The sequence below is a fragment of the Phenylobacterium sp. genome, assembly GCF_036501465.1.
Classification (GTDB): Bacteria; Pseudomonadota; Alphaproteobacteria; order Caulobacterales; family Caulobacteraceae; genus Phenylobacterium.
Map to the genome: position 1 here is coordinate 1 of NZ_DASYAF010000133.1, position 24679 is coordinate 24679.

A 24679-nucleotide genomic window follows, 5' to 3' on the forward strand; every position below is an offset into this window, starting at 1 on the left:
GACGCCGGCGTGCCGGTCTATGACGCCGACGCGGCCGTCCATGACCTCTACGATGTCGGCGGCGCGGCGGTCGGGCCCGTGGGCGAGGCCTTCCCCGGCGTGGTGCGGGACGGCCGGGTGGACCGCGAAGCCCTGCGCCAGGCGGTGCTGGGCAAGCCGGACGAGTTGAAGCGCCTCAACGCCATCGTCCACCCGCTCGTCGGCCGCGACCGGATCGGCTTCTTCCGGCAGGCTGAGGCCACGCACGCCGACATCGTTGTGCTGGACATCCCGCTGCTGTTCGAGACCGGCGGCCATGCCAATGTGGATGCGGTGGTGGTGGTGAGCGCGCCGGCCGACGTCCAGCGCGAGCGGGTGCTGGCCCGGCCCGGCATGACGCCGGAGCGCCTCGACGCCATCCTGGCCCAGCAGCTGGCCGACACTGAGAAGCGGGCCCGCGCCCACTTCGTGGTCGACACCGCCCGCGGCCTGGAGCCGGCCCGCGCGAAGGTGGCGGAGATCATCGCCGCCCTGCGCGATCCACAGTTCAAGTCCGCCCGCGACCCCGCGCGCGGTTGAGGCGCCGCGCGAACGGGCGCAGATAGGAGCCATGGCGCGCGAGATCGTCCTCGACACCGAAACCACCGGCTTCGAGCCGACTCTGGGTCATCGGCTGGTGGAAATCGCCTGCCTGGAGATCGACGACTTCATCCCCACCGGCCGCAGCTTCCACACCTACATCGACCCCTGCCGCGACATGCCGGCCGACGCCGAGCGGGTGCATGGCCTGTCCGCCGCCTTCCTGCGCGGCAAGCCGAGGTTCGAGGCCCCGGAGGTGGTGGACGCCTTCCTGGATTTCGTCGGGGAAGCCCCGATCGTCGCCCATAACGCTGGCTTCGACCGCAACTTCATCAACCACGAGCTGGGCGTGGTGAACCGGGTCCACCTGCACGAGAGCCGTTGGGTCGACACCCTGGCGCTGGCCCGCGTGCGCTTCCCGGGGATGCACAATTCCCTCGATGCGCTCTGCAAGCGCTTCAAGATCTCGCTCAGCGAGCGGGAAAAGCACGGCGCCCTGGTCGACGCCAAGCTGCTGGCCGCGGTCTATCTGGAGCTGAAGGGCGGCCGCGAACGCCGCCTGGAACTGACCACCGCCGTGATGGCCACCGCCGCGGCAACCGCCGCCTCGCGTGGCGCCTATGGGGAGCGCCCGCGCCCGCTCGCCCCACGCTCGACCGAGGCGGAGCGCGAGGTCCACGCGGCGTTCATCCGCGAGGTGGTGAAGAGCGAAGACCTCTGGTCGAGGTTCGGGCTCTAAGGATCACCCCTCCTCTTTAGGGGAGGGACAGATCGCGCAGCGATCAGGGTGGGGAAGTCGCGTTCAGACTTGGACATCGGAGTCTTGGCCCACAAACCCCCGCCCGACCTCGATTTCGCCTCGGCCACCCTCCCCTGAAGAGGAGGGACGATTTCGACTACGCGTGGCCGACCTGTTGTTCCTGCGCCTTGCGCGCGGCGTAGACGCCGGCGAAGTCGATGGGGTCCAGCATGAACGGCGGATAGCCGCCATCGGAGCTCACGTCGGCGATGATCTTGCGCGCGAACGGGAACAGGTAGCGCGGGCACTCGATCAGCAACACCGGCTCCATGTCCTCGGCCGCGACGCCCGCGATCTGGAAGACGCCGCCGTAGAGCAGCTCGACCACAAATACCGGCCCGTCGGCGCGCACCGCCTTGGCCGACAGCTTCAGGTCGACCTCGAAGAAGCCGTCCTCGCGGCTGCGGGCGTTCATCTCCACGCCGAGCTCGATCTGCGGCTGGTCGCCGCCGCGCAGGCTTTCCGGCGCGCGGGGGTTCTCGAAGGAGAGATCGCGGATGAACTGGGCCAGGATGCGGATGCCCGGCTGATCGGCCTGGGCGTCGCCCGGAGTTTCGGTCGGCGCGCCGGCGCCGGCGTCGGTATCGGTCATAGGAAGGGTTGTTTCCGTGGCTTGACGGGAAGTCTTGTCGGGCGGCGGGCTATCATGGCGCCCTCACCGATGCAACGCCGCCCCTGACGCCGGCGTTGCATCGGTCTATATTAGGGGTTCGTGTCCCCAGGACCGAATCCGGACAAAGGGTCCCGCGTTGCAAGTTCTCGAGCTGATCATCTTCGCAGGCCTCGCCGCCATCGTGCTCTACCAGCTCTATGCGGTGCTGGGCCGGCGCGTGGGCCGCCAGCCCGAAGACCCGACCGCCGTGCCCGCCGCCGCGACGCCGGTGGAGCGCTCGGCGGAAGCCGCGGCGGCCGGCGGCGCCGACGAGGGCGTGCGGCTGACGGGCCTGGCGGCGGTGAAGGCGGGCGACCCCAGCTTCGACGTCGGCAAGTTCCTGGGCGGCGCCAAGGTGGCCTATGAAACGATCGTCAAGGCCTTCGCCGCCGGCGACCGGGCGCAGTTGCGCACCCTGCTGGCCCCGCCGGTGATGGCCGGCTTCGACACCGCGATCGCCCAGCGCGAGGCCGAGAACCGCACCGAGACCATCGAATTCTCCCGCCCGCCGCGTGCCGACCTGGAGACGGCCGAAGTGGTCGGCGCCGACATCGCGCGCCTGACCGTCCGCTTCCTGGCCGAGTTTCGCAGCCGCACCAAGGGCCCGGAAGGCGAAGGCGTCGATGACCGGCGGACCGCCGAACTGTGGACCTTCGAGCGCCGCCTGAAGAGCCGCGACCCCAACTGGACCCTGATCCACGTCGACGCCGCCGAGGCTTGAGGGACGGCGTGGGGGGATTTCGGGCGGCCGGCGCGGCGCTGATCGCGGTCATCCTCGCGGCCTGCGCCGATCAGCCCAAGCTTGGCCCGCCGCCACCCGGCCGCGAGCCGCCGCAGCGCCCGGCCGCGCCGGAGGCCCGCCCCGGCCGGTCCGCTGCGCCAGCGAAGCGACAATCCGCGCCAGCCGAAGCCGAGCCGGAAGCCCCTTCGGGGCGGACCCTGCCGCTCACCGCCCTGCGCGGCTGGGACGCCGAGGACCACGCCTCCGCCTTCGCCGCCTTCCAGGCTTCCTGCGCCGCGGCGCGACAGCCGGGCCTCATCCAGCTGTGCCGCGACGCCAACGCGCTCGGCCCCCTGAACGAGGCCCGCGCGCGACGTTTCTTCGAAGATCGCTTTCGGGCCGAGCCGGCTCACGGCGAGGGCGTGCTCACCGCCTATTTCGCGCCGGAATACCCCGCCCGACGCAAACCCGGCGACGACTTCAGCGCTCCGGTGCGGCCCCGGCCCGCCGACCTCGGCGACACCAGCCAGACGCCCTATCTCGACCGCACCGCCATCGAGGCCTCGCCGCCGGGCAAGCCGCTCGGCTGGATGCGGCCCGAAGACCTGTTCTTCCTGCAGGTGCAGGGCTCCGGCGTTCTGACCTTCGAGGACGGGGCGCGGATGAAGGCGCTCTACGCCGGCAACAACGGCCGCCCGTTCGTGGGCCTGGCCAATCCGATGCGCGACAAGGGCCTGCTGGCGGCGGACAACGTCTCGGCGGATTCGATCCGCGCGTGGCTCGCGGCGCACCGTGGGCCGGACGCCGACGCGATCATGCGGCTCGATCCGCGCTATGCCTTCTTCCGCCTGACGCCCGACGACGGCAAGCCGCCCGTGGGCTCGGCCAATGTCCCTCTCCCCGGCGGTCGGGCCCTGGCCATCGACCCGGCCTTCCATCAGCTGGGCGAGCTCTATTGGATCGACGCCGGCGCCCCGATCCTCTCAGGCGCCTTCCCCACCTACCGCCGCCTGGCCCTGGCGCTGGACACCGGCGGGGCGATCAAGGGCGACGTTCGCGCCGACCTGTTCGTGGGCTCCGGGCCGGTGGCCGGCGCCGAGGCCGGCCGGGTGCGCCACACCCTGAAGCTCTACCGCCTGGCGCCCAAGGACGCCGCGCCATGAAGCGGCCGCTGAAACCCGACGATCATCGCATCTGGGGCCTGGTGGCCGCGACGGTGCATCCGCTGCCGGGCAAGGCGACGCCGACGATGGAGACCGCCACGAAGGCGAAGGCCCGCGCCGATGTCGCTGCGAGGATCGCGCCCCCAGCGTCCGGCGCACGGAAGACCAAGGCTCGCCCCGACCTCGATCCCATCGAGCCCAACCGCCGCCACCGCATCGCCAAGGAGCGTGATCCGATCGGCGCGCGCCTCGACCTGCACGGCCTGGACCAGGACCGCGCCCGCGCCGTCCTGGAGCGTTTCCTGGCCCGCGCCTGGGACGAGGGCTATCGCGCCATCCTGGTGATCACCGGCAAGGGCGTCCAGGGCGACGGGATCCTGAAGCGCCGGGTTCCGGAATGGCTGGCCGCCCCGCAGCTGGCGCACATCGTGGCCGGCCTCTCCGACGCCGCGCGCCACCACGGCGGCGAGGGCGCGCTCTATGTGGCGCTGAAGCGCAAGCCTCGGGGCTAGCGCGGCAGGCTGAAGGTCATGTGGACCAGGAACCTCCGACCGACGGTGTCCGATCCGTCGTTGGCCTTGGACTCTATTCGGTAAGCTGCCGTCATCCGAAGAACCGCAGCGCCGAAACCAAGGCCAGGCGGCGTTTCGGAAGTCACGGCGCAACCCTGAAGCTCGCCGCTTGAGGTGACGGTGCAAAGCACTTCTGCGGTCCCGCCGAGGCCGCGCCTTAGGGCCGCTTCAGGATAGTTTCGCGTTGAGGGCTTCGCCAGGTGGACCGCTACGTCTTTCCCGGTCAAGGGAGCAGCCTCTTGCGCCATCAGGCCGCTCGGCAATGGCGCCAGGGCGAAAATCAGAGCCGCACACCTCATAGAACAAAGCCAAGCTCAAGCTTGGTGAAAGTCAAGGCTTCCGCGACGCCTTCTCCGCCAGGCCCGAGGTCCCTTCGCGGGCTTCCAGCTTGGCGGCGACGTCGTCCAGCGACACGCCGGCGGCGGCCAGGGCCACCAGCCAGTGATAGATCAGGTCGGCGCTTTCGGCGGCGAGCGCGTCGGCCTCCTCCCGGGTGGCGGCGATCACCGTCTCCACGGCTTCCTCGCCAAGCTTCTTGGCCGCCAGCGACGGGTCGGCCAGCAGCCTGGCGGTATAGGACTGGGCCGGGTCGGCGCCCTTGCGGCTCTCGATCACCGCGGAGAGGCGCGCCAGCACCTCGGCGAAACGGCTCCCGGATCCGGTCATTGGGCGGCCTCCGTCTCGCGCACCGGCAGATGCGCCCGGGCCATCGCTCGTTTCACCTCGCCGATCGAGACCTCGCCGAAGTGGAAGATCGAGGCGGCCAGCACCGCATCGGCGCCGCCCTGGGTCACCGCGTCGACCATGTGCTGGGCGTTCCCGGCGCCGCCCGAGGCGATCACCGGCACGCCGACCGCGCCGGAGACGGCCTTCAGCAGGTCGAGGTCGTAGCCGGTCTTGGCGCCGTCGCGGTCCATGGAGGTGAGCAGGATCTCGCCCGCGCCCCTGGCGACGGCCTCGGCGGCGTAGTCGACCACGTCAAGGCCGGTGTCGTTGCGCCCGCCGTAGGTGAAGACGCGCCAGCGGTCGCCGCCTTTGCCGTCTTGGGCGCGCTTGGCGTCGATCGCCACCACCGTCGCCTGCGAGCCGAAGGCGTCGGCGCAGCCGGCGATCAGGTCGCGGTTCTCCACCGCCGCGGTGTTGATCGAGATCTTGTCGGCGCCGGCCAGCAGCAGCGCCCGCGCATTCTCGACCGAGCGGATTCCGCCGCCCACCGACAGCGGCATGAAGCAGACATCGGCGGTGCGGGCGACCACGTCGAAGATGGTTCCGCGGTGCTCGTGGCTGGCGGTGATGTCGAGGAACATCAGCTCGTCGGCGCCGGCGGCGTCATAGGCGCGGGCCTGCTCCACCGGGTCGCCCGCGTCGCGCAGGGAGACGAACTGCACGCCCTTGACCACGCGCCCGTCCTTGACGTCCAGGCAGGGAATGACCCGGACCCTCAACATTTGAAGAATTTATGAGTCATGCGGCCGCCTTCAGCGCCGCGTCCGGCACGATCGCGCCGTTGTAGAGCGCCCGGCCCAGGACGGCGCCCGCGACCGGCGTGCCCTTGTGGGCCTTCAAGCGCACGATGTCGTCGATGCTGGCCAGGCCGCCGGCGGCGATCACCGGAATGGCCACCGCGTCGGCGATCGCCCCGAACGCCTCGACGTTGAAGCCCATCACCGTGCCGTCACGATCGATGTCGGTGACGATCAGGGCGGAAACGCCCACGTCCTCGAACCGGCGCGCTACGCTGATCGCGTCGAGGTCGCTATCCTCCGTCCAGCCCTGGACGGCGACCTTGCCTTTGCGCACGTCGACGCTGACCGCGATCTGCTCGGGCCAGGCCTTGGCCGCTTCGTAGACGATCTTGGGATCGCGCACGGCGACGGTCCCCAGGATCACGCGGGAGACGCCGGCCTCGATCCAGCCCTCGATGTCGCCCATGGTGCGGATGCCGCCGCCCAGCTGCACCGGCACCGAGACCGATTCCAGGATCGCGCCCACGGCCGCCTGGTTCACCGCCCTGCCGGAAACCGCCCCGTTCAGGTCGACCACGTGGATCCAGTGGAAGCCGCCCTCAGCCCACTGCCGCGCCTGGTCGGCCGGCGAGGCGTTGAACACGGTGGCGGTGTCCAGGTCGCCATGCACCACCCGCACGCACTGGCCGTCCTTCAGGTCGATGGCGGGGTAGAGGATCACGGTCGCCACTCCAGGAAGCGGGCGAGAAGGTCGAGGCCCACGGCCTGGCTCTTCTCCGGGTGGAACTGCACGCCGGCGACGTTGCCCCGCGCCACCGCGGCCGGGAACGTCTCGCCGTGCTCCACATAGGCCGCGACGTCGGCCGAGTCCTGCGGGAAAAAGGCGAAGGAATGGGTGAAATAGACGGTCTGCCCATTTGTCAGGCCGGCGAAGACCGGGTGGTCGGTGACGCCGCTCAAACCGTTCCAGCCCATGTGCGGGATCTTGATCGCCGGATCGCCTGCGTCCGACAGCTTGCGCACGTCGCCGGCGATCCAGTCGAGGCCGGCGGTCTGGCCGAACTCCAGGCCGCGGGTGGCGAGCAGCTGCATGCCGACGCAGATGCCGAAGAACGGCGCGCCCTTCTGCTTCACCGCCTCGGTCATGGCCTCGATCACGCCGGGCCGGGCCTCGAGCGCCGACATGCAGGCGGCGAAGGCGCCGACGCCCGGCAGCACGATCCGCTCGGCGCGGGCGATCGCGTCCGGATCGTCGGTGACGAGGATCTGGTGCCTGCCGTCCGCGGCGCGGACCAGGGCCTTTTCGGCCGAGCGCAGGTTGCCCGACCCGTAATTGATCAGGGCGACGCTCATGGATCGAGTTCCTAGAGCACGCCCTTGGTGGAGGGGGCGTGGCCGTGGGTCTTGGGGTCGATCTCGACCGCGGCGCGCAGCGACCTTGCCAGCGCCTTGAAGCCGCTCTCGGCGATGTGGTGCGAGTTGGTCCCGTAAAGGGTCTCGATGTGCACGCAGGCCCCGCAGTTCATGGCGAAGGCGTGGTGGAACTCCTTGAACAGCTCGGTGTCCATGTCGCCGACCTTGGGCGTCTTGAAGTCGACGTTCCAGATCAGATAGGGCCGGTTCGAAAGGTCGATGGCGCAGCGCGTCAGGGTCTCGTCCATGGGGATGTAGGCGTGGCCGAAGCGGCGCACGCCCTTGAAGCCATCCAGCGCCTGGTGGAACGCCTGGCCCAGCACGATCCCGGTGTCCTCCACCGTGTGGTGCATGTCGATGTGCAGGTCGCCCTTGGTCTCGATCGTGGCGTCGAACCCGCCGTGCCGGATGAAACTCTCCAGCATGTGGTCGTAGAAGCCGATGCCGGTGGAGACCTTGGACTCGCCCGAGCCGTCCAGATCGAGAACGATTCGGATCTGGGTCTCCTTGGTGTTGCGGACGACTTCCGCTTTCCGGGTCATATCAGGCCCTTCCCCTTGGCCAGGTCCTGCAGGCTCACCTGCGGGCGCGGGCCATAGTGCGAGATCACCTCGGCCGCCGCCAGCGCGCCCAGCCGGGCGCAGTCCGTGAGCGAGCGGCCGCGGGCGAGGCCGAACATGAACCCGGCCGCGTATTGGTCGCCGGCGCCAGTGGTGTCCACGATTTTCTCCACCGGATAGGCCGGCACATGGGCCGTCTCGGCATGGCTGATCACCACCGAGCCCTTCTCGCTGCGGGTCACCGCCGCGAGCTTGGCCCGCGGGATGATCTCGGCCATCGCCTCGTCGAAGCTGTCGGTCTGGAACAGCGACTTGATCTCCACCTCGTTGGCGAACACCAGGTCGACCTGGCTCTCGATGAATTCCAGCAGGCCGCCGCGATGGCGCTCGACCACGAAGCCGTCGGACAGCGTGATGGCCAGCATCCGGCCGGAGCCGCGCGCCAGGGCCGCGGCCTTGGCGAAGGCCTTGCGCGCCGGCTCGGCGTCGAACAGGTAGCCCTCGAGGTAGACGATCCTGGCGCCCTCGATCACGGCGGGCGTCACGTCGGCGTCGGTGAACTCCACCGAGGCGCCCAGGAAGGTGCACATGGTGCGTTGCGCGTCCGGGGTGACGTTGATCATCGAGACCGCCGTCGCCGGCCCGCCGACCAGCGGCGTGGGGGAAAAGTGGGCGCCGATGGCGCGCATCTCGCGGGTGAAGGTGGCGCCGAGCGCGTCGTCCGCCACCTTGCCCAGATAGGCCGCCTTGCCGCCCAGGCTGGCGACGCCGGCGATGGTGTTGCCGGCCGAGCCGCCGGAGGTTTCCACCCCGGCCTTCATCTTGCCGTAGAGCTCGGCCGAGCGCGCCTGATCGACCAGCATCATCGCGCCCTTGTCGAGCCGGTTGGCGACCAGGAAGGCGTCGTCAGCCGGGGCGATCACATCGACGATGGCGTTGCCGATGGCGGCGACGTCGTAGAGGTCTGGCATTCTTGGGCTTTCAGGCGGAAGCAGCGAGGGCGGGGCTTAGAGGAAAAGGTCTTTCGCGACAACTCAACCCGCTCTTCCCGGCGAAAGCCGGGACCCATTGGGCGGTGGGGGGTGGCAAGGTCGTGCTCGACTTGCAGGCATCGCTTGGATCCCGGCTTTCGCCGGGATGAGCGGCTTATTGGCCGACGAACAGTTTCCGGCTGGGGCAGAGGTCGGCCACCACGCAGTCCTCGCACTTCGGGCGCCGCGCCACACAGACGTAGCGGCCGTGCAGGATCAGCCAGTGGTGGGCGCGGGTCTGCAGCGGCGCAGGCACGATGGCCATCAGCTGGGCCTCGACCTGGTCGGGGGTCTTGCCGGTGGCCAGGCCCAGGCGGTGGGAGACGCGGAAGACGTGGGTGTCGACGGCGATGGCGGGTTCGATCCGCAGTTCGTTCAACACCACCGAGGCGGTCTTGCGGCCAACGCCCGGCAGGGCCTGCAGCGCCTCGCGGTTCAGCGGCACTTCGCCGCCGTATTGCTCCACCAGGATGCGGCTCATGGCGATGACGTTCTTGGCCTTGGAGTTGTAGAGGCCGATGGAGGCGATGAACGGCTTCAGCCCCGCCTCGCCGAGCGCCAGCATCTTCTGCGGGGTGTCGGCCACCTGGAACAGCCTGGTCGTCGCCTTGTTGACCGAGACGTCGGTCGCCTGGGCCGAGAGCGCCACGGCGGTCACCAGGGTGAAGGGGCTCTCGTAGTCGAGCTCGGTGCGCGGATCGCTCCCCTCGGCCTCAAAGCGGCGGAAGATCTCGGCGATCCGCGCCTGTTCGGCGGGGCTGAGGCGCTTTTTCGCCGGCGGTTTCCCGCGGGCTTTGGGCCTGGGCTTCCTGGGCGGTTTCGCGGTCTTCGGGGGCTTGGCCATGGAAGGCGCAAGATGGCCGGCTCGACCCCTTCCGCCAAGGCGGTTTCCGGGCCTATGTTCGGGCCCGTGGCCGGCCAGACCTACATGGACGCGGTGATCACGCCGCATCGCTCGCTTTCGGAGCGCGGGTTCATCATCCTTATCACGGTGGTGACGGTGGCCAATTGCTGCTCGGCGGCGGTCTTCGTGCACATGGGCGCGACCTTCGTGCCGATCTTCCTGGGCATCGACATCGTCGCGGTGCTGGTGGCCTTCGGGGTCTCCTACGGCTCGGCGCGGCGGGTGGAGCGGGTGCGGATCACCGCGCGCGACGTGGTGGTGACCCACGAGACGCCGCAGTGGAGCCGGGTGGTCTGGGAAAGCCCGACCGCCTTCACCCGGGTGAACCACTACAAGGAAGAGAACCGCACGCTGGGCGTCACCCTGGCGCTGTCCGGCAAGCAGGTTCCGGTCGCCCAGGCGCTCAGCCCGCGCGAACGCGGCGAGTTCGCCGAGGCCCTGCAGAACGCCATCTCCGAGGCGCGGCGCGAGCGGGGCTAGTTCGCGGGCTCTATCGCGACGATCTGGTCGAAGACGATGCGCCAGTGGCCACCCCGGCGTTGCCAGACCCGCACATAGTGGCCGCGGCCGCCGTCCCAGCGGGCGTCGCCGTAGGTCCAGGCCAGGTCGCCGGCCCTGGAGGCCGTGCCGCCGATCGGGCCGAAGGCGATGGCCTTGGCGCGGGTGGCGAGCTCGCGGTCGACGGCCGCCGGCGTCGTGGCGGGCGCGAGCTTCGAGCCCTGGATCCGCGCATCGGGCGCCAGCGCGGCGCGATAGGCGGCGGCGACGTCGGTGCGGGCCTTGGCGGCCAGCGCGATCTCGGCGGCGCGGACCTGGTCCATCGCCACGTCGGGCGCGAGCGGCCTGGCGTCGCCGGGCGGCAGGAAGACGGGCGCGGCGTCCGCGCCCGGCGCCGATCCGCCGTCGGCCTCGACGCCGCCGTCGAACAGCCACTTCCAGGCGCCGTCGCGCTGCTTGGCCCAGACGGTGAAGTAGAAGGCGCCAGGCTTCCCGCCGTTGACGCTCGCCGGTCCGGTAGTGAAGCCGAGGTCGCCGGAGCGCGCGACGCCGGCGAAATTCGGCCACCAGTTCAGCCGCGTCCCGCCCTCCTTAGGCGTCCTGGCCGGCGGGGCGGCCCCATAGACCGCCCGGGCCAGCATCGGCTCCGGACGCAGGACCACCGCCTGGTCGGTCATGAATTCCAGGAAGGAGGGCGCGATCCCGACCTCGCCGGCGCGGGCGGCGAAGGCGCGCTCGGCGGCCACGACCTCGGCCGGATCGGCCGCGCGGGCGGGCGTCGCGGCCCTGGCCGCGGCTCGGGGGGCGGCTTGGGGCGCGGTGGCGGCGGAAAGGGCGAGCAGGCTGGCGGCGGCCAGCGCCAAGGTTGTCTTCGACACGGTCCCGGAGGTCTCCACAACAACACGCCCCGGCTATGGATTAGCCTGTCGCCCGGGCGCCGGACCAGTGCGACGAACGGTTGCGCCGGCGCGGCCGAGGCCCAAGATGCCGCCGATGGAACACTCCGTGGAATTCGACGACCTGGAGATCGAGCGCTACGCCCGCCACCTGGTCCTGCGCGAGGTGGGCGGCCCGGGCCAGCAGCGGCTGAAGGCCGCCCGGGTGCTGATCGTCGGCGCCGGCGGCCTGGGCGCGCCGGCCGCCCTCTACCTGGCCGCCGCCGGGGTGGGCCGCCTGACCCTGGCCGACCCGGACACGGTCGAGCGCTCCAACCTGCAGCGCCAGGTGCTCTACGCCGAGGCCGACATCGGCCATCCCAAGGCGCGCGCCGCCACGGCGCGGTTGAAGGCGCTGAACCCGCACATCGAGGTTCACGGGCTCGACGGCTGCTTCGACAATGCGACAGCCGACGTATTGTGCTCGGAGGCCGATATCGTCCTCGACGGAACCGACGACTTTTCGGTCCGCTATGCGGTGAACGCCGCCTGCGTGCGTCACGGCCTGCCGCTGGTCTCCGGCGCCATCGGCCGCTGGACCGGGCAGGTCGGCGTCTTCCACGCCAGGCCCTGCTACCGCTGCTTGGTGCCGGAGATTCCGCCGGACGCCGAGACCTGCACGGCGGTGGGCGTGGTGGGGGCGCTGGCCGGGGTGATCGGCTCGATGATGGCGCTCGAGGCGATCAAGCTCATCGTGGACGCGGGTGCGCCGCTCAGCGGAAGGCTGTTGATCTACGACGCCTTGGCGGCGGAGACCCGAACGGTGAAGGTGGGCGCGGACCCGGAATGCCCGGTGTGTGGCGGAGGAGCAGGCTCGTGAGCGCGGCGGACTGGACGGCGGTGGACGACTATCTGGTGGGCGCGTTGCAGCCGGACGACCCGGCGCTAGCGCAGGCGTTGGCCGACAGCGATGCGGCCGGCCTGCCGAAGATCGCCGTCGCGCCCAACCAGGGCAAGCTGTTGATGCTGCTCGCCCAGAGCGTGGGCGCGCGGCGCATCCTGGAGATCGGCACGTTGGGCGGCTATTCGACCATCTGGCTCGCGCGGGCGTTGCCGGCCGACGGGCGGCTGGTCAGCCTGGAATATGAGGCGAAGCACGCCGAGGTGGCCCGCAAGAACATCGCGCGCGCCGGCTTCGGGGCCCAGGTCGAGGTGCGGGTCGGGCGCGGCGTCGACCTGCTGGCCGGGGTCGAGGGGCCGATCGACTTCAGCTTCATCGACGCCGACAAGGCCTCCAACCCCGACTATTTCCAGGGCGCGCTGAAGCTCTCGCGGCCAGGGTCGCTGATCGTGGTCGACAATGTGGTGCGCCAGGGCGCGGCGCTCAACCCGAATGGCGACGCCAACGTCCAGGGCATCCGCCGGATGTTCGAGCTGGTCGCCGCCGAGCCCCGGGTCAGCGCCACGGCGGTGCAGACGGTAGGCTCCAAGGGCTGGGACGGCTTCTGCCTGATCCGGGTGGAGCGCTAGGGTGGCGCAGCGGCCCTAGATGTGCTTGGCGATGAAATCGGCGGCGGTGGCGATCACCGTCTTGGTGGTGTCGTGCGACCACCCCCGATGGTTTTCGCCCTTCAACTCCAGATAGTCGTAGGGCTTGCCGGCATCTTTCAGCGCCTTGGCCATGATCTTCGACTGGTTGGGATCGACGATGGTGTCTTCGGTTCCGTGCATCAGCAGGATCGGGGCCTGGATCTCCTTGACCCGGCGGCGCGGCGAGCCGGTGACCAGGGCGGCCTCATCGGCCTTGGGGTCGCCGATGCTGGCCAGCCAATAGGCGTAGATCGGCGAGTCGGCCCCGTCCTCGTGACGGACGAAGGCCATCATCTCGATCAGGTCGCTGACGCCGGCGATCGAGACCGCGGCCTTGTATTGCCTGGGCTGGCGCACGGCGCCCATCAGGGCCGCATAACCGCCGTAGCTCGCGCCGCAGATCGCGATATGGGCGGGATCGGCGCGCCCGGCGGCCACGACCTGAGCCACCGCGTCCTCGATGTCCTCCTGCATCCGGTCGGCCCAGCGCCGGCGCCCCTTGTCGGCGAAGGCCCTTCCGTAGCCCCCCGATCCGCGGAAGTTCGGCTGCAGCACCCGCCAGCCGCGCGCGGCGAAGGCCTGCACGAACAGGTCGAAGTCGAGGGTGTCGCGATCTTCCGGGCCGCCGTGCGGATAGACCACCAGCGGCAGCGGCTGGTCCGTCGGATGGCCGATCGGGCTGGAGAGGTAGGCGGTGATCTCGTCGCCGTCGCGCGTCTTGACCCGCAGCGCCTCCATGGGCGCCAGGCGATCGGCGGTGAGCGCCGGCTGCTGGACGCCGATCTGCTCGAGCTTCGCGCCATCGCGATGGTAGACGTGGAACGAGCCGGGGTCGCGCGGCCCGCTCACCCGGAAGATGAACCGCTTGTGGCCGTCGTCGACGTTGACGATCTCCACATTGCACTCGTTGTGGAAATAGCTGTTCACCGCCCGGAAATGGGCGGCCAGCGACGGATCGGCGAACTGGTAGTCCAGGCGGTCGGCGATATAGCCGCTGGCGACCAGGGCGCCGCGCTGGTCGACGAAGGCGCCGACCATGTCATGGCCGCGCTGCTGGGCCACGGTGTCGCCGAACTGCATGGTCTTCAGGTCGAAGCGGCGGATGACGCTGGTGTCGTCGCCCTCGCCATGGGCCGAGACCAGGAACACGCCGGCCTCCGGGGTCACGCCAACGATCTCGAAGTCCGGCAGCTTGCGCAGCTCATCCAGGCGCGCCTTGCGGACCAGCTTCCACTCGGTCTCGCCGGGCGCGCGGCCGAACACGGAGCCCACGGTGCGGCGGCTGTTGGTGTCCATCCGCAGGACCGGCACGCCGCGCTGGGTCATCCAGAAGTCGGTGTCGCGCGAGCCGCGTTCCACCAGGTCCGCCGCGCCGGTGGCGACGTCGACCTTGTAGAGGCCGAAGGCGTTGCGGCTGAAATCCCAGACCTGCATCAGGACGTGGCCCGGCTCGTCGACCAGGAAGTCCACGACGGTGGAGGTGTCGAACGAGCGGGCGATCATCGACTTCTGCTGGCCGAACAGGACGATGGGGTCGCGGCCGTCGGCGCCGATCGACAGGACGCGCTTGACCGGCACGGGGATGAAGATGTCGCCGATCAGATAGCCGTTGGGGTGGCCGTTCTCGTCGGCCCAGAAGGAGAGCCAGATCAGCAGGCGCCCATTGTTCGCCCACTTGACGGCGTTGACGTGCTTTTCGCCCAGCGCCACGGCCGAGGGGGTGGCGGTGATGTCGTCGACCTTGGAGATCAGGACGAACGCCTTGCGTTTGTCGCCGTCGACCTGCTGGCGCAGGATCGCCAGGCGCTTGCCGTCCGGCGACAGGTCGACGTCCAGGGTGTCCGCCGGCCCCAGCAGCTCATCGAGGCTCGGCGGCTGGGCGGCGGCGATGGCGGCGGCCGGGATCAAGGCCGCCAGCGGCGCGCCGACGCCCGCGGCCAGCAGATTCCGACGGTGGATCACGCGAAAACGAGCCCCCCGACCCTGGCGTCATCCTCAAGTTGCGCCCGGGCGGCGTCAACCCATCGGAGCCGGGGTGGGCGGGTCCTCATCGTCGCAGGACGCGCGCTGGGCGCGGTCACATCATCGAGGGGATGATGCGGTCCGGCGGCTTGTGGCCATCCATCCAGGTGCGGATGTTGATGATCACCTTCTCGCCCATGTCGATGCGGCCCTCGATGGTGGCCGAGCCCAGGTGGGGCAGCAGGACCGCGTTGGGCAGGCCGAGCAGCTTGGGATTGATCTTCGGCTCGAACTCGAAGACGTCGAGGCCGGCGCCGGCGATGCCGCCCGACTTCAGCAATTCGGCCAGCGCCGTCTCGTCGATGATCTCGCCGCGGGCGGTGTTGATCAAAAGGGCGTGGGCCTGCAGCAGCTTCAGCCTGCGCGCCGAGAGCAGGTGGTAGGTGGCCGGCGTGTGCGGGCAGTGGACCGAGACGATGTCCATCCGCGCCAGCATCTGGTCGAGGCTGTCCCAGTAGGTCGCCTCCAGCTCGTCGGCGATGCGCGGGCTGACCGGCTTTCTGTTGTGATAGTGGATCTGCAGGCCGAAGGCCTTGGCGCGGCGCGCCACCGCCTGGCCGATCCGGCCCATGCCGATGATCCCCAGCCGCTTGCCGGTGAGCCGGTGGCCCATCATCCAGGTGGGCGCCCAGCCGGTGTAGCCGCCGGCCTGGGTGACGCCGGCGCCTTCGACGATGCGGCGCGCGACGGCGGTGATCAGCGCCAGCGTCAGGTCGGCGGTGTCCTCGGTCAGCACGCCGGGCGTGTTGGTGACGGCGATGCCGCGGGCGTTGGCGGCGGCGATATCGATATGGTCGACGCCGACGCCGAAGTTGGCGATCAGCTTCAGTTGCGGTCCGGCCTTTTCCAGCAGGGTCGCGTCGATCTTGTCGGTGATGGTGGGCGCGAGCACGTCGGCGCGGCCCAGGGCGTCGGCCAGCTGGGCGCGGCTCAACGGCTCATCGCTGAGATTGAGCTCGGTGTTGAACAGCTCACGCATCCGCGTCTCGACCTGGTCGGGCAGTTTGCGCGTGACGATGACTTTCGGCTTGCGGGCGGCCATGTCGGACTTGGATAAGAGGAAAGGTTTGCGCGCCGGCTCGCCGGCGCATGTCGGTTGCTCACACCTCTAGCAAAGGCTCCATGAGCGGCCAAGGCGAGGCGCAGGATTTGGTGAGGACGCGCAAGGCCGTGATGACGTCCGTGGCGATCGGGCTGGCGGCGGCCCTGGGCGGAATCACCCTGGCCAGCATCTCCCTGACCGGAGCCACGCTGGCGCGGGCCGCGCCCGCGGAGCGCCAGACGCCGTCGGGCATGCCGGTGCCGCGCTACGTTTCGCTGAAGTTCGACAAGGTCAACGCCCGCGCCGGCCCGGGCGACGACCACAGGCTGCTCTTCGTCTATCGGGTGCGCGGCCTGCCGCTGCAGGTGATCGCCGAGACCAGCGAGTGGCGCCGCGTCTGCGACCCGGAGGGCGCGCTGGCCTGGGTGCACAAGCGCACCACCGACGGGCGGCGCACCGCCATGAACACCACCGGCCAGGCCGTTCCGATGCTGAAGCGGCCGAAAGACGGCTACAAGCCCGCCGCCTTCCTGAACCCCAAGGCCCTGGCGGCGTTGGATCGGTGCGAGAAGGGCTGGTGCAAGGTCAAGGCCGACCACGCTTCGGGCTGGGTGCGCGAGGGCGTGCTCTGGGGCACGACCGACGCTCCGCAGTGCCGCACGGGCCAATAAGCGGATAAACCGGTGGCATTGAGCCGTTCCTGCGGCTCTGCTAGCCAAGCCCCCTTGTGAAGGGACCAAACAGGCGATGACGGACTTCCAGCAGAAGGACCACTATGGGTTCGAGGAGCTGCTCTCGTGCGCGCGGGGCGACATGTTCGGCCCGGGCAACGCCCAGCTGCCGGCGCCGCCGATGCTGCTGTTCGACCGCATCACCGTGATCAACGACCATGGCGGGGCCCACGGCAAGGGCTACATCGAGGCCGAATTCGACGTTCGCCCGGACCTCTGGTTCTTCGACTGCCACTTCCTGGGCGACCCGGTCATGCCCGGCAGCCTGGGCCTGGATGCGCTGTGGCAGCTGGTCGGCTTCTACCTGGGCTGGATCGGCGGCAAGGGCGGCGGGCGCGCGCTCGGCTGCGGCGAAGTCCGGTTCGGCGGCGAGGTGACGCCGGCCATAAAAAAGGTCACGTACAAAATCGAGATGAAGCGTGTCATCAATCGCAGGTTGGTGATGGGGGTCGGCGACGGGGTTTTGGAAGCCGACGGCAACCCCATCTATACCGCAGCCGATCTAAGGGTCGGCTTGTCCCAGAGGACGTGAGGGCCAGGACATGCGCCGCGTCGTCGTCACCGGCATCGGGATCGTCTCCTCGATCGGCAACAACGCCAATGAGGTGCTGGCGTCGCTGAGGGACGCGAAGTCGGGCGTGGTGGCCGCGCCGGAATACGCCGAGCTGGGCTTCCGCTGCCAGGTGCACGCCCCGCCGCAGATCGACTGGGAATCCATGGTCGACCGGCGCGCGGCCCGCTTCCTGGCCCAGGGCACCGCCTTCGGGCACCTGGCCATGGAGCAGGCGATCGCCGACGCGGGCCTCGAGGAGGCCGAGGTCAGCCATGAGATGACCGGCCTGGTGGTGGGCTCGGGCGGGCCGTCCACCCGCGCCATCGTCGAGGCCGCCGAGATCACCCGCACCAAGGGCCCCAAGCGCGTCGGCCCCTTCGCCGTGCCCAAGGCGATGAGCTCGGGCGCCAGCGCGGTGCTGGCCACCTGGTTCAAGATCAAGGGCCTGAACTTCTCCATCTCCTCGGCCTGCGCGACGTCGGCCCACTGCATCGGGGTCGGCTACGAGCAGATCGCCATGGGCAAGCAGGACCTGGTGTTCGCCGGCGGGGTGGAGGAGCTGGACTGGACCTTGAGCGTCATGTTCGACGCGATGGGCGCCATGAGCTCGAACTTCAACGCCACCCCGGCGGTCGCCAGCCGCGCCTACGACGTCGCCCGCGACGGCTTCGTCATCGCCGGCGGCGGCGGGATCGTGGTGCTGGAGGACTATGATCGCGCCAAGGCCCGAGGCGCGAAGATCTATGGCGAGATCGTGGGCTACGCGGCCAACTCCGACGGCTACGACATGGTGGCCCCGTCCGGCGAGGGCGCGGTGCGCTGCATGAACATGGCGCTGCGCATGGCCGGCGGCCGCACCGTCGACTACCTGAACCCGCATGGCACCTCGACGCCGGTGGGCGACGAGCGCGAGATGGAGGCGGTGCGCCAGGTGTTCGGCGACAAGGCGCCGATGATCTCGTCCACCAAGTCGCTGACCGGCCACAGCCTGGGCGCGGCAGGCGCGCAGGAGGCGATCTACTGCCTCCTGATGCTGAACAACGGCTTCGCGGCGGAGAGCGCCAACATCGACACCCTCGACCCGGCCTTCGCCGACCTGCCGATCCTGCGCCAGCGCGCCGACAAGCCGCTGGCGACGGTGATGAGCAACAGCTTCGGGTTCGGCGGCACCAATGGGTGCCTGGTGATGGCGCGGGTGTAGAACTCCCACTCCTTTATCCTCTCCCTCTCCGCTTGGCGGGGGGAGAGGAGATGGGCGCAGCTTTTCCGCCTCCTCGCCCCCGAAGAGAGGGAAAGGATAAAGGAGGGGGCGGACTCAGTCCTTGGCCTCGCCGTAGATCTCCAGCTGCCGGCGCTCCAGTTCGCCGGCGTAGCGGCGCACCACATAGGCCTCGGCCAGCAGGCCCAGCACGCGCCGCTCGGCGTCCACCACCGCCAGCTCGTCGGCGCCTTCGTCCTCGAAGGTGCGCATCACCGCCTCGACATCCATGTCCGGCGCCAGCGTCAGATCCTTGTGGATGGCCAGGCTCGCGACCTCGGCCTGGGGGTCGGTGCTCTCCTGGAAGGCGTCGGCGGTGACCAGCACGCCGGCATAGCGCGCGTCCTCGTCGAGCAGCAGGACGCGGGTGGCCGAGCCCAGCGGGAAACGCTGGCGGAAAGCCTCGACGCGGGTGGCGGCGGCCACCGTCTGCGGGTCGGGGCGCATCATCTTGCCGGCGGTGAGGCTCTTCACCCAGCCGATGTCGCGGGCGCTGCGGATGGTCTCGCCGCGCAGGTGCAGCCGCCAGGTGGAGAAGGAATAGCCGAACCGCTCGCGCACCACGGTGGACGCGATCAGCGCGGCGCTGAGGGCGGCGGCGGCGACGCCGAAGTCGCCGGTCGCCTCCAGCACCAGGAAGCTCATGGTCAGCGGCCCGCCGACGATGGAGACGGCCAGCGCCGCCATGCCCACCAGGGCGGCGTTCTCCGGCGCCAGCTTCTCGGTGAGCGGGGTCAGGTCCAGCAGGCCGGCGTAGATCTGGCCCAGCAGCGAGCCCAGGAACAGCGAGGCGAAGAACAGGCCGCCCCGGAAGCCGAAGCCCAGGGAAATGATCGAGGCGGTGATCTTCAGCAGCAGCACGATCGCCAGGATCGCGATCGGCATGCCCACCGCCAGGTCCAGGTGCAACGCGCCGTGACCGGCCGACAGGACTTGCGGCGAGACCATCGCCACCCCGCCCAGCAGCATGCCGCCCAGGGCCGGGCGGATCAGGGCGGGGATCGCGACGCGGCGCACAATCCGCTCGGCCGCGGCCACCAGGCGCATGATCGTCACGCCCACCAGGGCCGAGATCAGGCCCAGGCCCGAATAGAGGGCGTAGCCGATGGCGTCGGGGGCATGCTGGGTCTTGATCTCGATGGAATAGGGCAGGCCGCCGGCTCCGCGGGCGGTGAGCACGGCGGTCAGGCAGGCGGCGGCCACCGGGGCGATGGCCGAAGGCGTGTAGGAGCCGATGACGATCTCGAAGGCGTAGAAGGCCCCGGTGAGCGGCGCGCCGAACGCCGCGCCCAGGGCCGCGCCTGCGCCGGCCCCCACCAGGATGCGCATGTCGTGGCGGCGCAGCCGCAGGCGCTGACCGGCGAAGCTCGCCGCCGCGCCGCCCGCCTGGGCATAGGCCGCCTCCAGCCCCACCGAGGCGCCGAAGCCGTTGGAGATTATGGTCTGGACGCAGACGATGGCGCTGTCGGCCAGGCCCAGCACCCCGCCGTGCAGGGCGTTGGCCTCGACCACGTCCACAAGGCCCGTGCTGCGCCGCCGCGCCACCAGCCAGGTGAACAGGCCCAGGACCAGGCCGCCGAACGGCAGCCAGGCCAGCCGGCCGATGGGGATGTGGCCGACCGCGCTCAGGTGGTCGGCCTCGCCGATGCGGTAGAGCAGGCTCTGCAGCCCATGGGCGATGCGCCCCTGGGCCACCGCCAGCAGGCCGCCCGCGCCGCCGACCGCCACCGAGAGCGTGATCAGCCACAGCTCGCTCGCGCGCATCCGGCGGCGGAAGGCGCCCAGCAGGCGGACCGGCCAGCGTTTGGGCGGCGCCAGGAAGGAAACGTCGATCATCGCGGCTCCAGCCCCCTCGTATGGCCGCCCTAGCCGCGAAATTGAAGGGTGTTTGGCCGCTTGCCTTGGTCGCGGGCGGCGGCCACAACCCTCGCAGGACGCGACAGCAGAGGAGAGGGCTCCGTGGCCGAAGACTATCAGATGCCCAAGGGCGAGCTCATGCGCGGCAAGCGCGGCATCGTCACCGGCGTCGTCAACCACCAGTCCATCGCCTGGGGGATCGCCAGCCAGCTGGCCGCCCAGGGCGCCGAGCTGGCCTTCTTCCACGTGCCCGGCCAGGAGCGGCGGGTGACCCCGCTGGCCGAGAGCGTCGGCGCCAAGCTGATCGCCCCGGCCGACGTTACCGACGACGCCACCATGGATGCGGCGTTCGACCAGGTGAAGGCCAAGTTCGGAACCATCGACTTCTTCGTCCACGCCATCGCCTTCGCCCCGCGCGACCAGATCGGCGGCTCCTTCGTGGAGAACGCCACCCGCCAGGGCTTCCAGACCGCCATGGACGTCTCGGCCTACAGCTTCGTGGACTGCGCCCGCCGCGCCTCGGCCCTGATGCCGAACGGCGGCTCGATCCTGACCCTCACCTACATGGGCTCCGAACGCGCGATCCCGAACTACAACACCATGGGCGTGGCCAAGGCGGCGCTGGAAGCCTGCGTCCGCTACGTCGCCCGCGACCTGGGCCCCGGCGGCATCCGGGTGAACGCCCTGTCGCCCGGGGCGATGAAGACGCTGTCGCTGGCCGGCATCCAGGGCGGCCGCGCCCTGCTGACCAAGGGCCGCTCGTTCTCGGCGATGAAGCAGGACACCTCGATGGAAGGCGTGGCCGGGGCTGCGCTGTGGCTGCTGTCCGACCTCGGGCGTTCGACCACCGGCGAGGTTGTGCACGTGGACGCCGGCTTCCACATCATGGGCTTCGTCGACGACGAGGAGGCGCCCGCGCAGGGCTGAGCGCATGACCGACGCGGTTGCGGCCGACATCCCTAAGGACATCGACGTCGTCATCGCCGGCGCGGGCGTGGCGGGCGCGACCCTGGCGCTCGCCCTGAAGCAGGGCGGCCTGAGCCCGGTGCTGATCGATCCGCAGCCGTTCGACGCTCAGCTCGCGCCCAGCTTCGACGGCCGCGCCTGGGCCATCGCCTACGCCGCCTTCCGCCAGTGGCGGGCGCTGGGCGTCGGCGCGGCGCTCGAACCCCACGCCCAGCGGATCGAGCAGATCCTGGTCACTGACGGCAAGACGCCAGGGGCCTCGGCGCGCGGCGGGCCGGGGCCGTTCTTCCTGCGCTTCGACAGCGCCGAGATCGCCGACAGCTCCGACGGTGAGCCTCTGGGCTATCTGCTGGAGAACCGCCACGTCCGCGCCGCGCTGGCCGCCGCCATCGGCGCGGCGGGCATCCCGGTGCTGGCCCCGGCCAAGGTGGCCAGGGCCGAATTCGGTGCGCGCGAGGCGGTGGTCACGCTGGACGACGGCCGGGTGCTGAACGCCCCGGTGGCGGTGGGCGCGGAAGGGCGCGGCTCGGTGATCCGCACCGCCGCCAGGATCGGCGCCATCGGCTGGGACTACCCGCAGACCGGGGTGGTGGCGACGGTGCGCCTGGAGCGGCCGCACGAGGGCGTGGCGCACGAATACTTCCTGCCGGGCGGCCCGTTCGCCATCCTGCCGCTCACCGACAACCGCGCGAGCCTGGTCTGGACCGAGAGCCGGGCGCGGGGCGCGGCGCTGAAGGCCGCGCGGCCGGAGGTCTTCCAGGCCCACCTCGACCGCCGTTTTGGGGATTTCCTGGGCGCCGTGCGCGTCGAGGGGCCGGTGTTCACCTATCCCCTGAGCCTGCAGCTCGCCGAGCGGTTCGTCGCGCCGCGCGCGGCTCTGCTGGGCGACGCGGCGCACGGCGTCCACCCGATCGCCGGCCAGGGTCTGAACCTGGGGCTCAAGGGCGCCGCGGCGCTCGCCGAGGTGCTGGTGGACGCCGCGCGCCTGGGCGAGGATATCGGCTCCGAAGTGGTGCTGGAGCGCTACGCCGCCTGGCGGCGCTTCGACACCGTCACCCTGTCGGCCGGCATGGACGCCTTCGTGCGGCTGTTCTCCAACGACAACCCGGCGCTACGCCTGGCGCGCGGGCTCGGCATGGCGGCGGTCAACCGCATCGGCCCTGCGCGGCGGTTCTTCATGACCGAGGCCGGCGGGGCGATGGGGGACCTGCCGCGGCTGCTGCGGGGCGAGGCGCTGTAGGGGTGACTACGAAACTCAAGGGGGAAAACCATCCTGAGAGGATGGGAGTCGCCCGCTCACTCCGGCCGTCCATAGACACCGATTTCGCAGATAGATCTCAGACGCCCGCGCGCATGGATCCCCGGCACAAGGCCGGGGATGACGTTCAGCGGAAAGGGAGACCTACTCCGTCGCCCGGGTGAACTTCGAGGCCAGGACGCACTTCGGGATGTCCTTGTGGAGGGCCACGGTCGCGGGCTGGCCCGTGCCGGTGTCGAAGTAGAACTCGCCGGCCGGGGTCTTGATCGCCAGGTCGGTCGGGTTGGTGAACTGGCAGATGCGGTCGACGGTGATGCCCGCGCCGCCCTTGGTGTGGATGTCCGAGCAGGAAACGTCGCCGGACCAGCGGCCGATCATCCGGCCATCGTAGTTGGTGGTCTCGCGCACCTTCAGGCGCCTGGCGTTCCACTGCTCGAGGGTCAGCGTCGTACACGGCGGGCCCTTGATGTCCCAGGCCTCGGCGGTGGCGATGTTGCTGCTGCGCCCGCGCAGGAAATCGTAGCCGAAGAAGGTCGCCGCCGCGATCGCCGCGATCGCGATGATCACGTGCAGCATGCCGAAGCGGCGCACATGGGCGCCGACGTCGCCGGAGCCCTTAGTCGGCATCGGTAAGCTCGCGGGCCTCCTCCGGCAGCATGATCGGCACGCCGTCGCGGATCGGGTAGGCGAGCCTGGCCGAGCGGCTGACCAGCTCGCCCCGGGCGCGGTCATACTCCAGCGGCCCGTGGGTCAGCGGGCAGACCAGGATCTCCAGCAGGCGCGGGTCCACCTCGATCGGGGCGGGCTCATGTGTGGAGGTCGGGGCAGGGAGGTTCGGATCGCTCATCGGGGCGCAGTCCTACTGCACCGACGGGCTGGCGTCATCGCCGTCGTCGACGCCGTCGATCTCCAGCAGGGTGGCCAGCGTCTCGAAGCGGTCGGCCAGCGCCGGCGCCTCAAGCAGCGCCTGCTTCTCGGCGGGTTCGAACGGCAGGCCCATGGCCAGGGAGTTGACCAGCGCCTCCAGGGGCGCGGTCTGGGCGGTCTCCCAGTCGATGTCGAGCTCACGCCGGTTGAGGTAGCGCTTCAGCGCCCGTGCGAAGCGCTCGCGCGCGGCGGCCGGCGCCTGGGGCTGCTCGTCGCCCTGCGCCAGGTCGGCGTCGAAACGCTCATAGCGCGCGCGCAGCTGCCGGTAGGGTGTGGGCAGCGCCAGCTCCTCTCCCGCATCGAACCGGCAGACGCCGGTCAGCGTGATCAGGTAGCGGCCGTCGGAGGTCTCGGCATAGCTGGTGATCCGTCCCGCGCAGCCCACGTTCGATAGCCTGGGCCGCATCCGGTCGCCGCCGGCGCGGGTCTGGATCATGCCGATGATCCGGTCGCCGGCCATGACGTCGTCGATCATGTTGAGGTAGCGCGGCTCGAAGATCTGCAGCGGCAGGTCGCCGCCGGGCAGCAGCAGCGCGCCGTCCAGCGGGAAGACCGGGATCATCTGCGGCAGGTCTGCCGTCTTGCGGTAGCCGGGCATCTTTGGCTCCTGAGCCCGACCTCAGCTGAACAGGATGGCCGAAAGGCGGCGTCGGCCGTTGCGGGAGATGTCCGACATCTGGCCCGCGGCCTCGAAGACGGTGAGCAGCTGCCGGCGCGCCGCCTGGTCGTTCCAGTCGCGGTCCTTCTCGATGATCGCCAGCAGGTGATCGGCCGCGGCCTCCAGCCCGTGGCCGGCGGCGAGCGCCTTGGCGAGCTCGAAGCGGGCTTCGTGATCGTCGGGGTCGGCGGCCAGCCGCTTTTCGAACTCGGCGGTCTCCGATGGCGCCTCGGCGGCCAGCGACAGGGCCGCGCGCACCGAATCCAGGTCAGGGTCCTTGGCCTCGGGCGGGGCCATGTCGAGGACTTCCTGCGCCCGCTCGGCGTCGCCGGAGGCCAGGTACACCCGCGCCAGGCCGCCCAGGGCCTTGGGGTTGCCGGGATCGGCCTGCAGCACCTGGGCGTAAGCCTGGGCCGCGCCGCCCATGTCGCCGAGCTCCAGCGACTCCGCGGCCATGGCCAGCGCCTCGTCGATCGGCGAGGGGCCGCCCTTGGCCGTCTTGGCGAGCTTGTCGACGAAGGCCTTCACCTGGCTGTCGGGCAGGGCGCCCATGAAGCCGTCCACCGGGCGGCCGTCCACGAAGGCGAACACCGCCGGGATCGACT

At 70.5% G+C, this 24679-nt stretch carries 30 protein-coding genes; 13 read left to right on the forward strand and 17 right to left on the reverse strand.

Translation table 11 applies throughout. The features are described from left to right. Both coaE and dnaQ read left to right on the forward strand, forming a co-directional pair. Positions 1–558: dephospho-CoA kinase (gene coaE, locus VGL85_RS13830; RefSeq protein ID WP_331589533.1), on the forward strand; the 558-nt coding region annotated here is incomplete at its 5' end. A 31-nt stretch (positions 559–589) separates the two neighbouring features. Further along, the gene (gene dnaQ / locus VGL85_RS13835; protein ID WP_331589534.1) at positions 590–1297 is read left to right on the forward strand and encodes a DNA polymerase III subunit epsilon; all 708 of its coding nucleotides are present in this window, start codon (positions 590–592) and stop codon (positions 1295–1297) included. A gap of 157 nt (positions 1298–1454) precedes the next feature. On the opposite strand, the gene secB is transcribed toward dnaQ, so the two are convergent. Then, complete coding sequence (secB, locus tag VGL85_RS13840; protein ID WP_331589535.1) at positions 1455–1949, reverse strand: protein-export chaperone SecB; 495 nt, start codon at positions 1947–1949, stop codon at positions 1455–1457. 157 nt (positions 1950–2106) lie between these two features. On the opposite strand from secB, the gene timA reads away from it, so the two are divergent. Genes timA through VGL85_RS13855 form a run of 3 tightly spaced genes read left to right on the forward strand, consistent with a single transcriptional unit; the run spans position 2107 to position 4405 of the window. Beyond that, the gene (gene timA / locus VGL85_RS13845; RefSeq protein WP_331589536.1) at positions 2107–2730 is read left to right on the forward strand and encodes a TIM44-related membrane protein TimA; all 624 of its coding nucleotides are present in this window, start codon (positions 2107–2109) and stop codon (positions 2728–2730) included. 8 nt (positions 2731–2738) lie between these two features. Then, a complete protein-coding gene (locus VGL85_RS13850; RefSeq protein ID WP_331589537.1) occupies positions 2739–3893 on the forward strand; it encodes an MltA domain-containing protein in 1155 nt (384 codons plus the stop codon). Then, the gene (locus tag VGL85_RS13855; protein WP_331589538.1) at positions 3890–4405 is read left to right on the forward strand and encodes a Smr/MutS family protein; all 516 of its coding nucleotides are present in this window, start codon (positions 3890–3892) and stop codon (positions 4403–4405) included. Before VGL85_RS13850 ends, VGL85_RS13855 begins: the two co-directional genes overlap by 4 nt. On the opposite strand, the gene VGL85_RS22175 is transcribed toward VGL85_RS13855, so the two are convergent. The 8 genes from VGL85_RS22175 to nth form a co-directional block, all read right to left on the reverse strand. After that, on the reverse strand, positions 4402–4764 hold the full coding sequence (locus VGL85_RS22175; protein WP_414695261.1) for a TonB family protein: 363 nt from the start codon (positions 4762–4764) through the stop codon (positions 4402–4404). The two genes, VGL85_RS13855 and VGL85_RS22175, sit on opposite strands and share 4 nt — an antisense overlap. Before the next feature lie 31 nt (positions 4765–4795). Further along, positions 4796–5131 (reverse strand): phosphoribosyl-ATP diphosphatase, encoded by a 336-nt coding sequence (locus VGL85_RS13860; RefSeq protein WP_331589539.1) that lies wholly within the window; start codon positions 5129–5131, stop codon positions 4796–4798. After that, complete coding sequence (gene hisF / locus VGL85_RS13865) at positions 5128–5913, reverse strand: imidazole glycerol phosphate synthase subunit HisF (protein ID WP_331589540.1); 786 nt, start codon at positions 5911–5913, stop codon at positions 5128–5130. The genes VGL85_RS13860 and hisF overlap by 4 nt, the downstream gene beginning before the upstream one ends. Before the next feature lie 16 nt (positions 5914–5929). Further along, complete coding sequence (gene hisA / locus VGL85_RS13870) at positions 5930–6652, reverse strand: 1-(5-phosphoribosyl)-5-[(5-phosphoribosylamino)methylideneamino]imidazole-4-carboxamide isomerase (RefSeq protein WP_331589541.1); 723 nt, start codon at positions 6650–6652, stop codon at positions 5930–5932. Continuing rightward, on the reverse strand, positions 6649–7284 hold the full coding sequence (gene hisH, locus VGL85_RS13875; RefSeq protein WP_331589542.1) for an imidazole glycerol phosphate synthase subunit HisH: 636 nt from the start codon (positions 7282–7284) through the stop codon (positions 6649–6651). The genes hisA and hisH overlap by 4 nt, the downstream gene beginning before the upstream one ends. An 11-nt stretch (positions 7285–7295) precedes the next feature. Beyond that, on the reverse strand, positions 7296–7886 hold the full coding sequence (hisB, locus tag VGL85_RS13880; RefSeq protein WP_331589543.1) for an imidazoleglycerol-phosphate dehydratase HisB: 591 nt from the start codon (positions 7884–7886) through the stop codon (positions 7296–7298). Beyond that, complete coding sequence (locus VGL85_RS13885) at positions 7883–8875, reverse strand: adenosine kinase (protein ID WP_331589544.1); 993 nt, start codon at positions 8873–8875, stop codon at positions 7883–7885. The genes hisB and VGL85_RS13885 overlap by 4 nt, the downstream gene beginning before the upstream one ends. A gap of 175 nt (positions 8876–9050) precedes the next feature. Continuing rightward, complete coding sequence (gene nth, locus VGL85_RS13890; RefSeq protein ID WP_331589545.1) at positions 9051–9779, reverse strand: endonuclease III; 729 nt, start codon at positions 9777–9779, stop codon at positions 9051–9053. Between the two features lie 12 nt (positions 9780–9791). Here nth and VGL85_RS13895 point away from each other — a divergent pair, with 12 nt between their 5' ends. Next, a complete protein-coding gene (locus VGL85_RS13895) occupies positions 9792–10319 on the forward strand; it encodes a DUF2244 domain-containing protein (RefSeq protein WP_331589546.1) in 528 nt (175 codons plus the stop codon). On the opposite strand, the gene VGL85_RS13900 is transcribed toward VGL85_RS13895, so the two are convergent. Continuing rightward, a complete protein-coding gene (locus tag VGL85_RS13900; protein ID WP_331589547.1) occupies positions 10316–11215 on the reverse strand; it encodes a DUF4440 domain-containing protein in 900 nt (299 codons plus the stop codon). The two genes, VGL85_RS13895 and VGL85_RS13900, sit on opposite strands and share 4 nt — an antisense overlap. A gap of 115 nt (positions 11216–11330) precedes the next feature. On the opposite strand from VGL85_RS13900, the gene VGL85_RS13905 reads away from it, so the two are divergent. Together VGL85_RS13905 and VGL85_RS13910 are read left to right on the forward strand one after the other, a co-directional pair. Next, the gene (locus VGL85_RS13905; protein WP_331589548.1) at positions 11331–12092 is read left to right on the forward strand and encodes a molybdopterin-synthase adenylyltransferase MoeB; all 762 of its coding nucleotides are present in this window, start codon (positions 11331–11333) and stop codon (positions 12090–12092) included. Beyond that, the gene (locus VGL85_RS13910; protein WP_331589549.1) at positions 12089–12742 is read left to right on the forward strand and encodes an O-methyltransferase; all 654 of its coding nucleotides are present in this window, start codon (positions 12089–12091) and stop codon (positions 12740–12742) included. The genes VGL85_RS13905 and VGL85_RS13910 overlap by 4 nt, the downstream gene beginning before the upstream one ends. A gap of 15 nt (positions 12743–12757) precedes the next feature. Here the strand turns inward: VGL85_RS13910 and VGL85_RS13915 are convergent, their stop codons facing one another. Together VGL85_RS13915 and VGL85_RS13920 are read right to left on the reverse strand one after the other, a co-directional pair. Continuing rightward, positions 12758–14764: a S9 family peptidase gene (locus VGL85_RS13915; protein WP_331589550.1), complete on the reverse strand. Its 2007-nt coding sequence runs from the start codon at positions 14762–14764 to the stop codon at positions 12758–12760. A 115-nt stretch (positions 14765–14879) separates the two neighbouring features. Beyond that, positions 14880–15866 carry a D-glycerate dehydrogenase gene (locus VGL85_RS13920; RefSeq protein WP_331589551.1) on the reverse strand — a complete coding sequence of 329 codons (987 nt, stop codon included), beginning with the start codon at positions 15864–15866 and terminating at the stop codon, positions 14880–14882. Positions 15867–15997: 131 nt separating this feature from the next. On the opposite strand from VGL85_RS13920, the gene VGL85_RS13925 reads away from it, so the two are divergent. The 3 genes from VGL85_RS13925 (at position 15998) to fabB (ending at position 18351) form a co-directional block, all read left to right on the forward strand. Beyond that, positions 15998–16537: an SH3 domain-containing protein gene (locus VGL85_RS13925; RefSeq protein ID WP_331589552.1), complete on the forward strand. Its 540-nt coding sequence runs from the start codon at positions 15998–16000 to the stop codon at positions 16535–16537. Between the two features lie 76 nt (positions 16538–16613). Next, positions 16614–17129 carry a 3-hydroxyacyl-[acyl-carrier-protein] dehydratase FabA gene (gene fabA / locus VGL85_RS13930; RefSeq protein WP_331589554.1) on the forward strand — a complete coding sequence of 172 codons (516 nt, stop codon included), beginning with the start codon at positions 16614–16616 and terminating at the stop codon, positions 17127–17129. A 10-nt stretch (positions 17130–17139) separates the two neighbouring features. After that, positions 17140–18351, forward strand: coding sequence for a beta-ketoacyl-ACP synthase I (fabB, locus tag VGL85_RS13935; RefSeq protein ID WP_331589555.1), 1212 nt, complete (start codon positions 17140–17142; stop codon positions 18349–18351). A gap of 114 nt (positions 18352–18465) precedes the next feature. Here the strand turns inward: fabB and VGL85_RS13940 are convergent, their stop codons facing one another. Next, complete coding sequence (locus VGL85_RS13940) at positions 18466–20244, reverse strand: chloride channel protein (protein ID WP_331589556.1); 1779 nt, start codon at positions 20242–20244, stop codon at positions 18466–18468. Between the two features lie 123 nt (positions 20245–20367). Here VGL85_RS13940 and VGL85_RS13945 point away from each other — a divergent pair, with 123 nt between their 5' ends. Both VGL85_RS13945 and VGL85_RS13950 read left to right on the forward strand, forming a co-directional pair. After that, positions 20368–21192 (forward strand): enoyl-ACP reductase, encoded by an 825-nt coding sequence (locus tag VGL85_RS13945; RefSeq protein WP_331589557.1) that lies wholly within the window; start codon positions 20368–20370, stop codon positions 21190–21192. Between the two features lie 4 nt (positions 21193–21196). Further along, the gene (locus VGL85_RS13950; protein ID WP_331589558.1) at positions 21197–22471 is read left to right on the forward strand and encodes a UbiH/UbiF/VisC/COQ6 family ubiquinone biosynthesis hydroxylase; all 1275 of its coding nucleotides are present in this window, start codon (positions 21197–21199) and stop codon (positions 22469–22471) included. A gap of 162 nt (positions 22472–22633) precedes the next feature. On the opposite strand, the gene VGL85_RS13955 is transcribed toward VGL85_RS13950, so the two are convergent. The 4 genes from VGL85_RS13955 to VGL85_RS13970 all read right to left on the reverse strand — a co-directional run. Continuing rightward, positions 22634–23116: a hypothetical protein gene (locus VGL85_RS13955; protein WP_331589559.1), complete on the reverse strand. Its 483-nt coding sequence runs from the start codon at positions 23114–23116 to the stop codon at positions 22634–22636. Beyond that, complete coding sequence (locus VGL85_RS13960) at positions 23106–23336, reverse strand: Trm112 family protein (protein WP_331589560.1); 231 nt, start codon at positions 23334–23336, stop codon at positions 23106–23108. The genes VGL85_RS13955 and VGL85_RS13960 overlap by 11 nt, the downstream gene beginning before the upstream one ends. 12 nt (positions 23337–23348) lie before the next feature. Then, complete coding sequence (locus tag VGL85_RS13965; protein ID WP_331589561.1) at positions 23349–24014, reverse strand: LON peptidase substrate-binding domain-containing protein; 666 nt, start codon at positions 24012–24014, stop codon at positions 23349–23351. 21 nt (positions 24015–24035) lie between these two features. Then, on the reverse strand, positions 24036–24679 hold a 644-nt coding region (locus VGL85_RS13970), incomplete at its 5' end, for a tetratricopeptide repeat protein (RefSeq protein ID WP_331589562.1).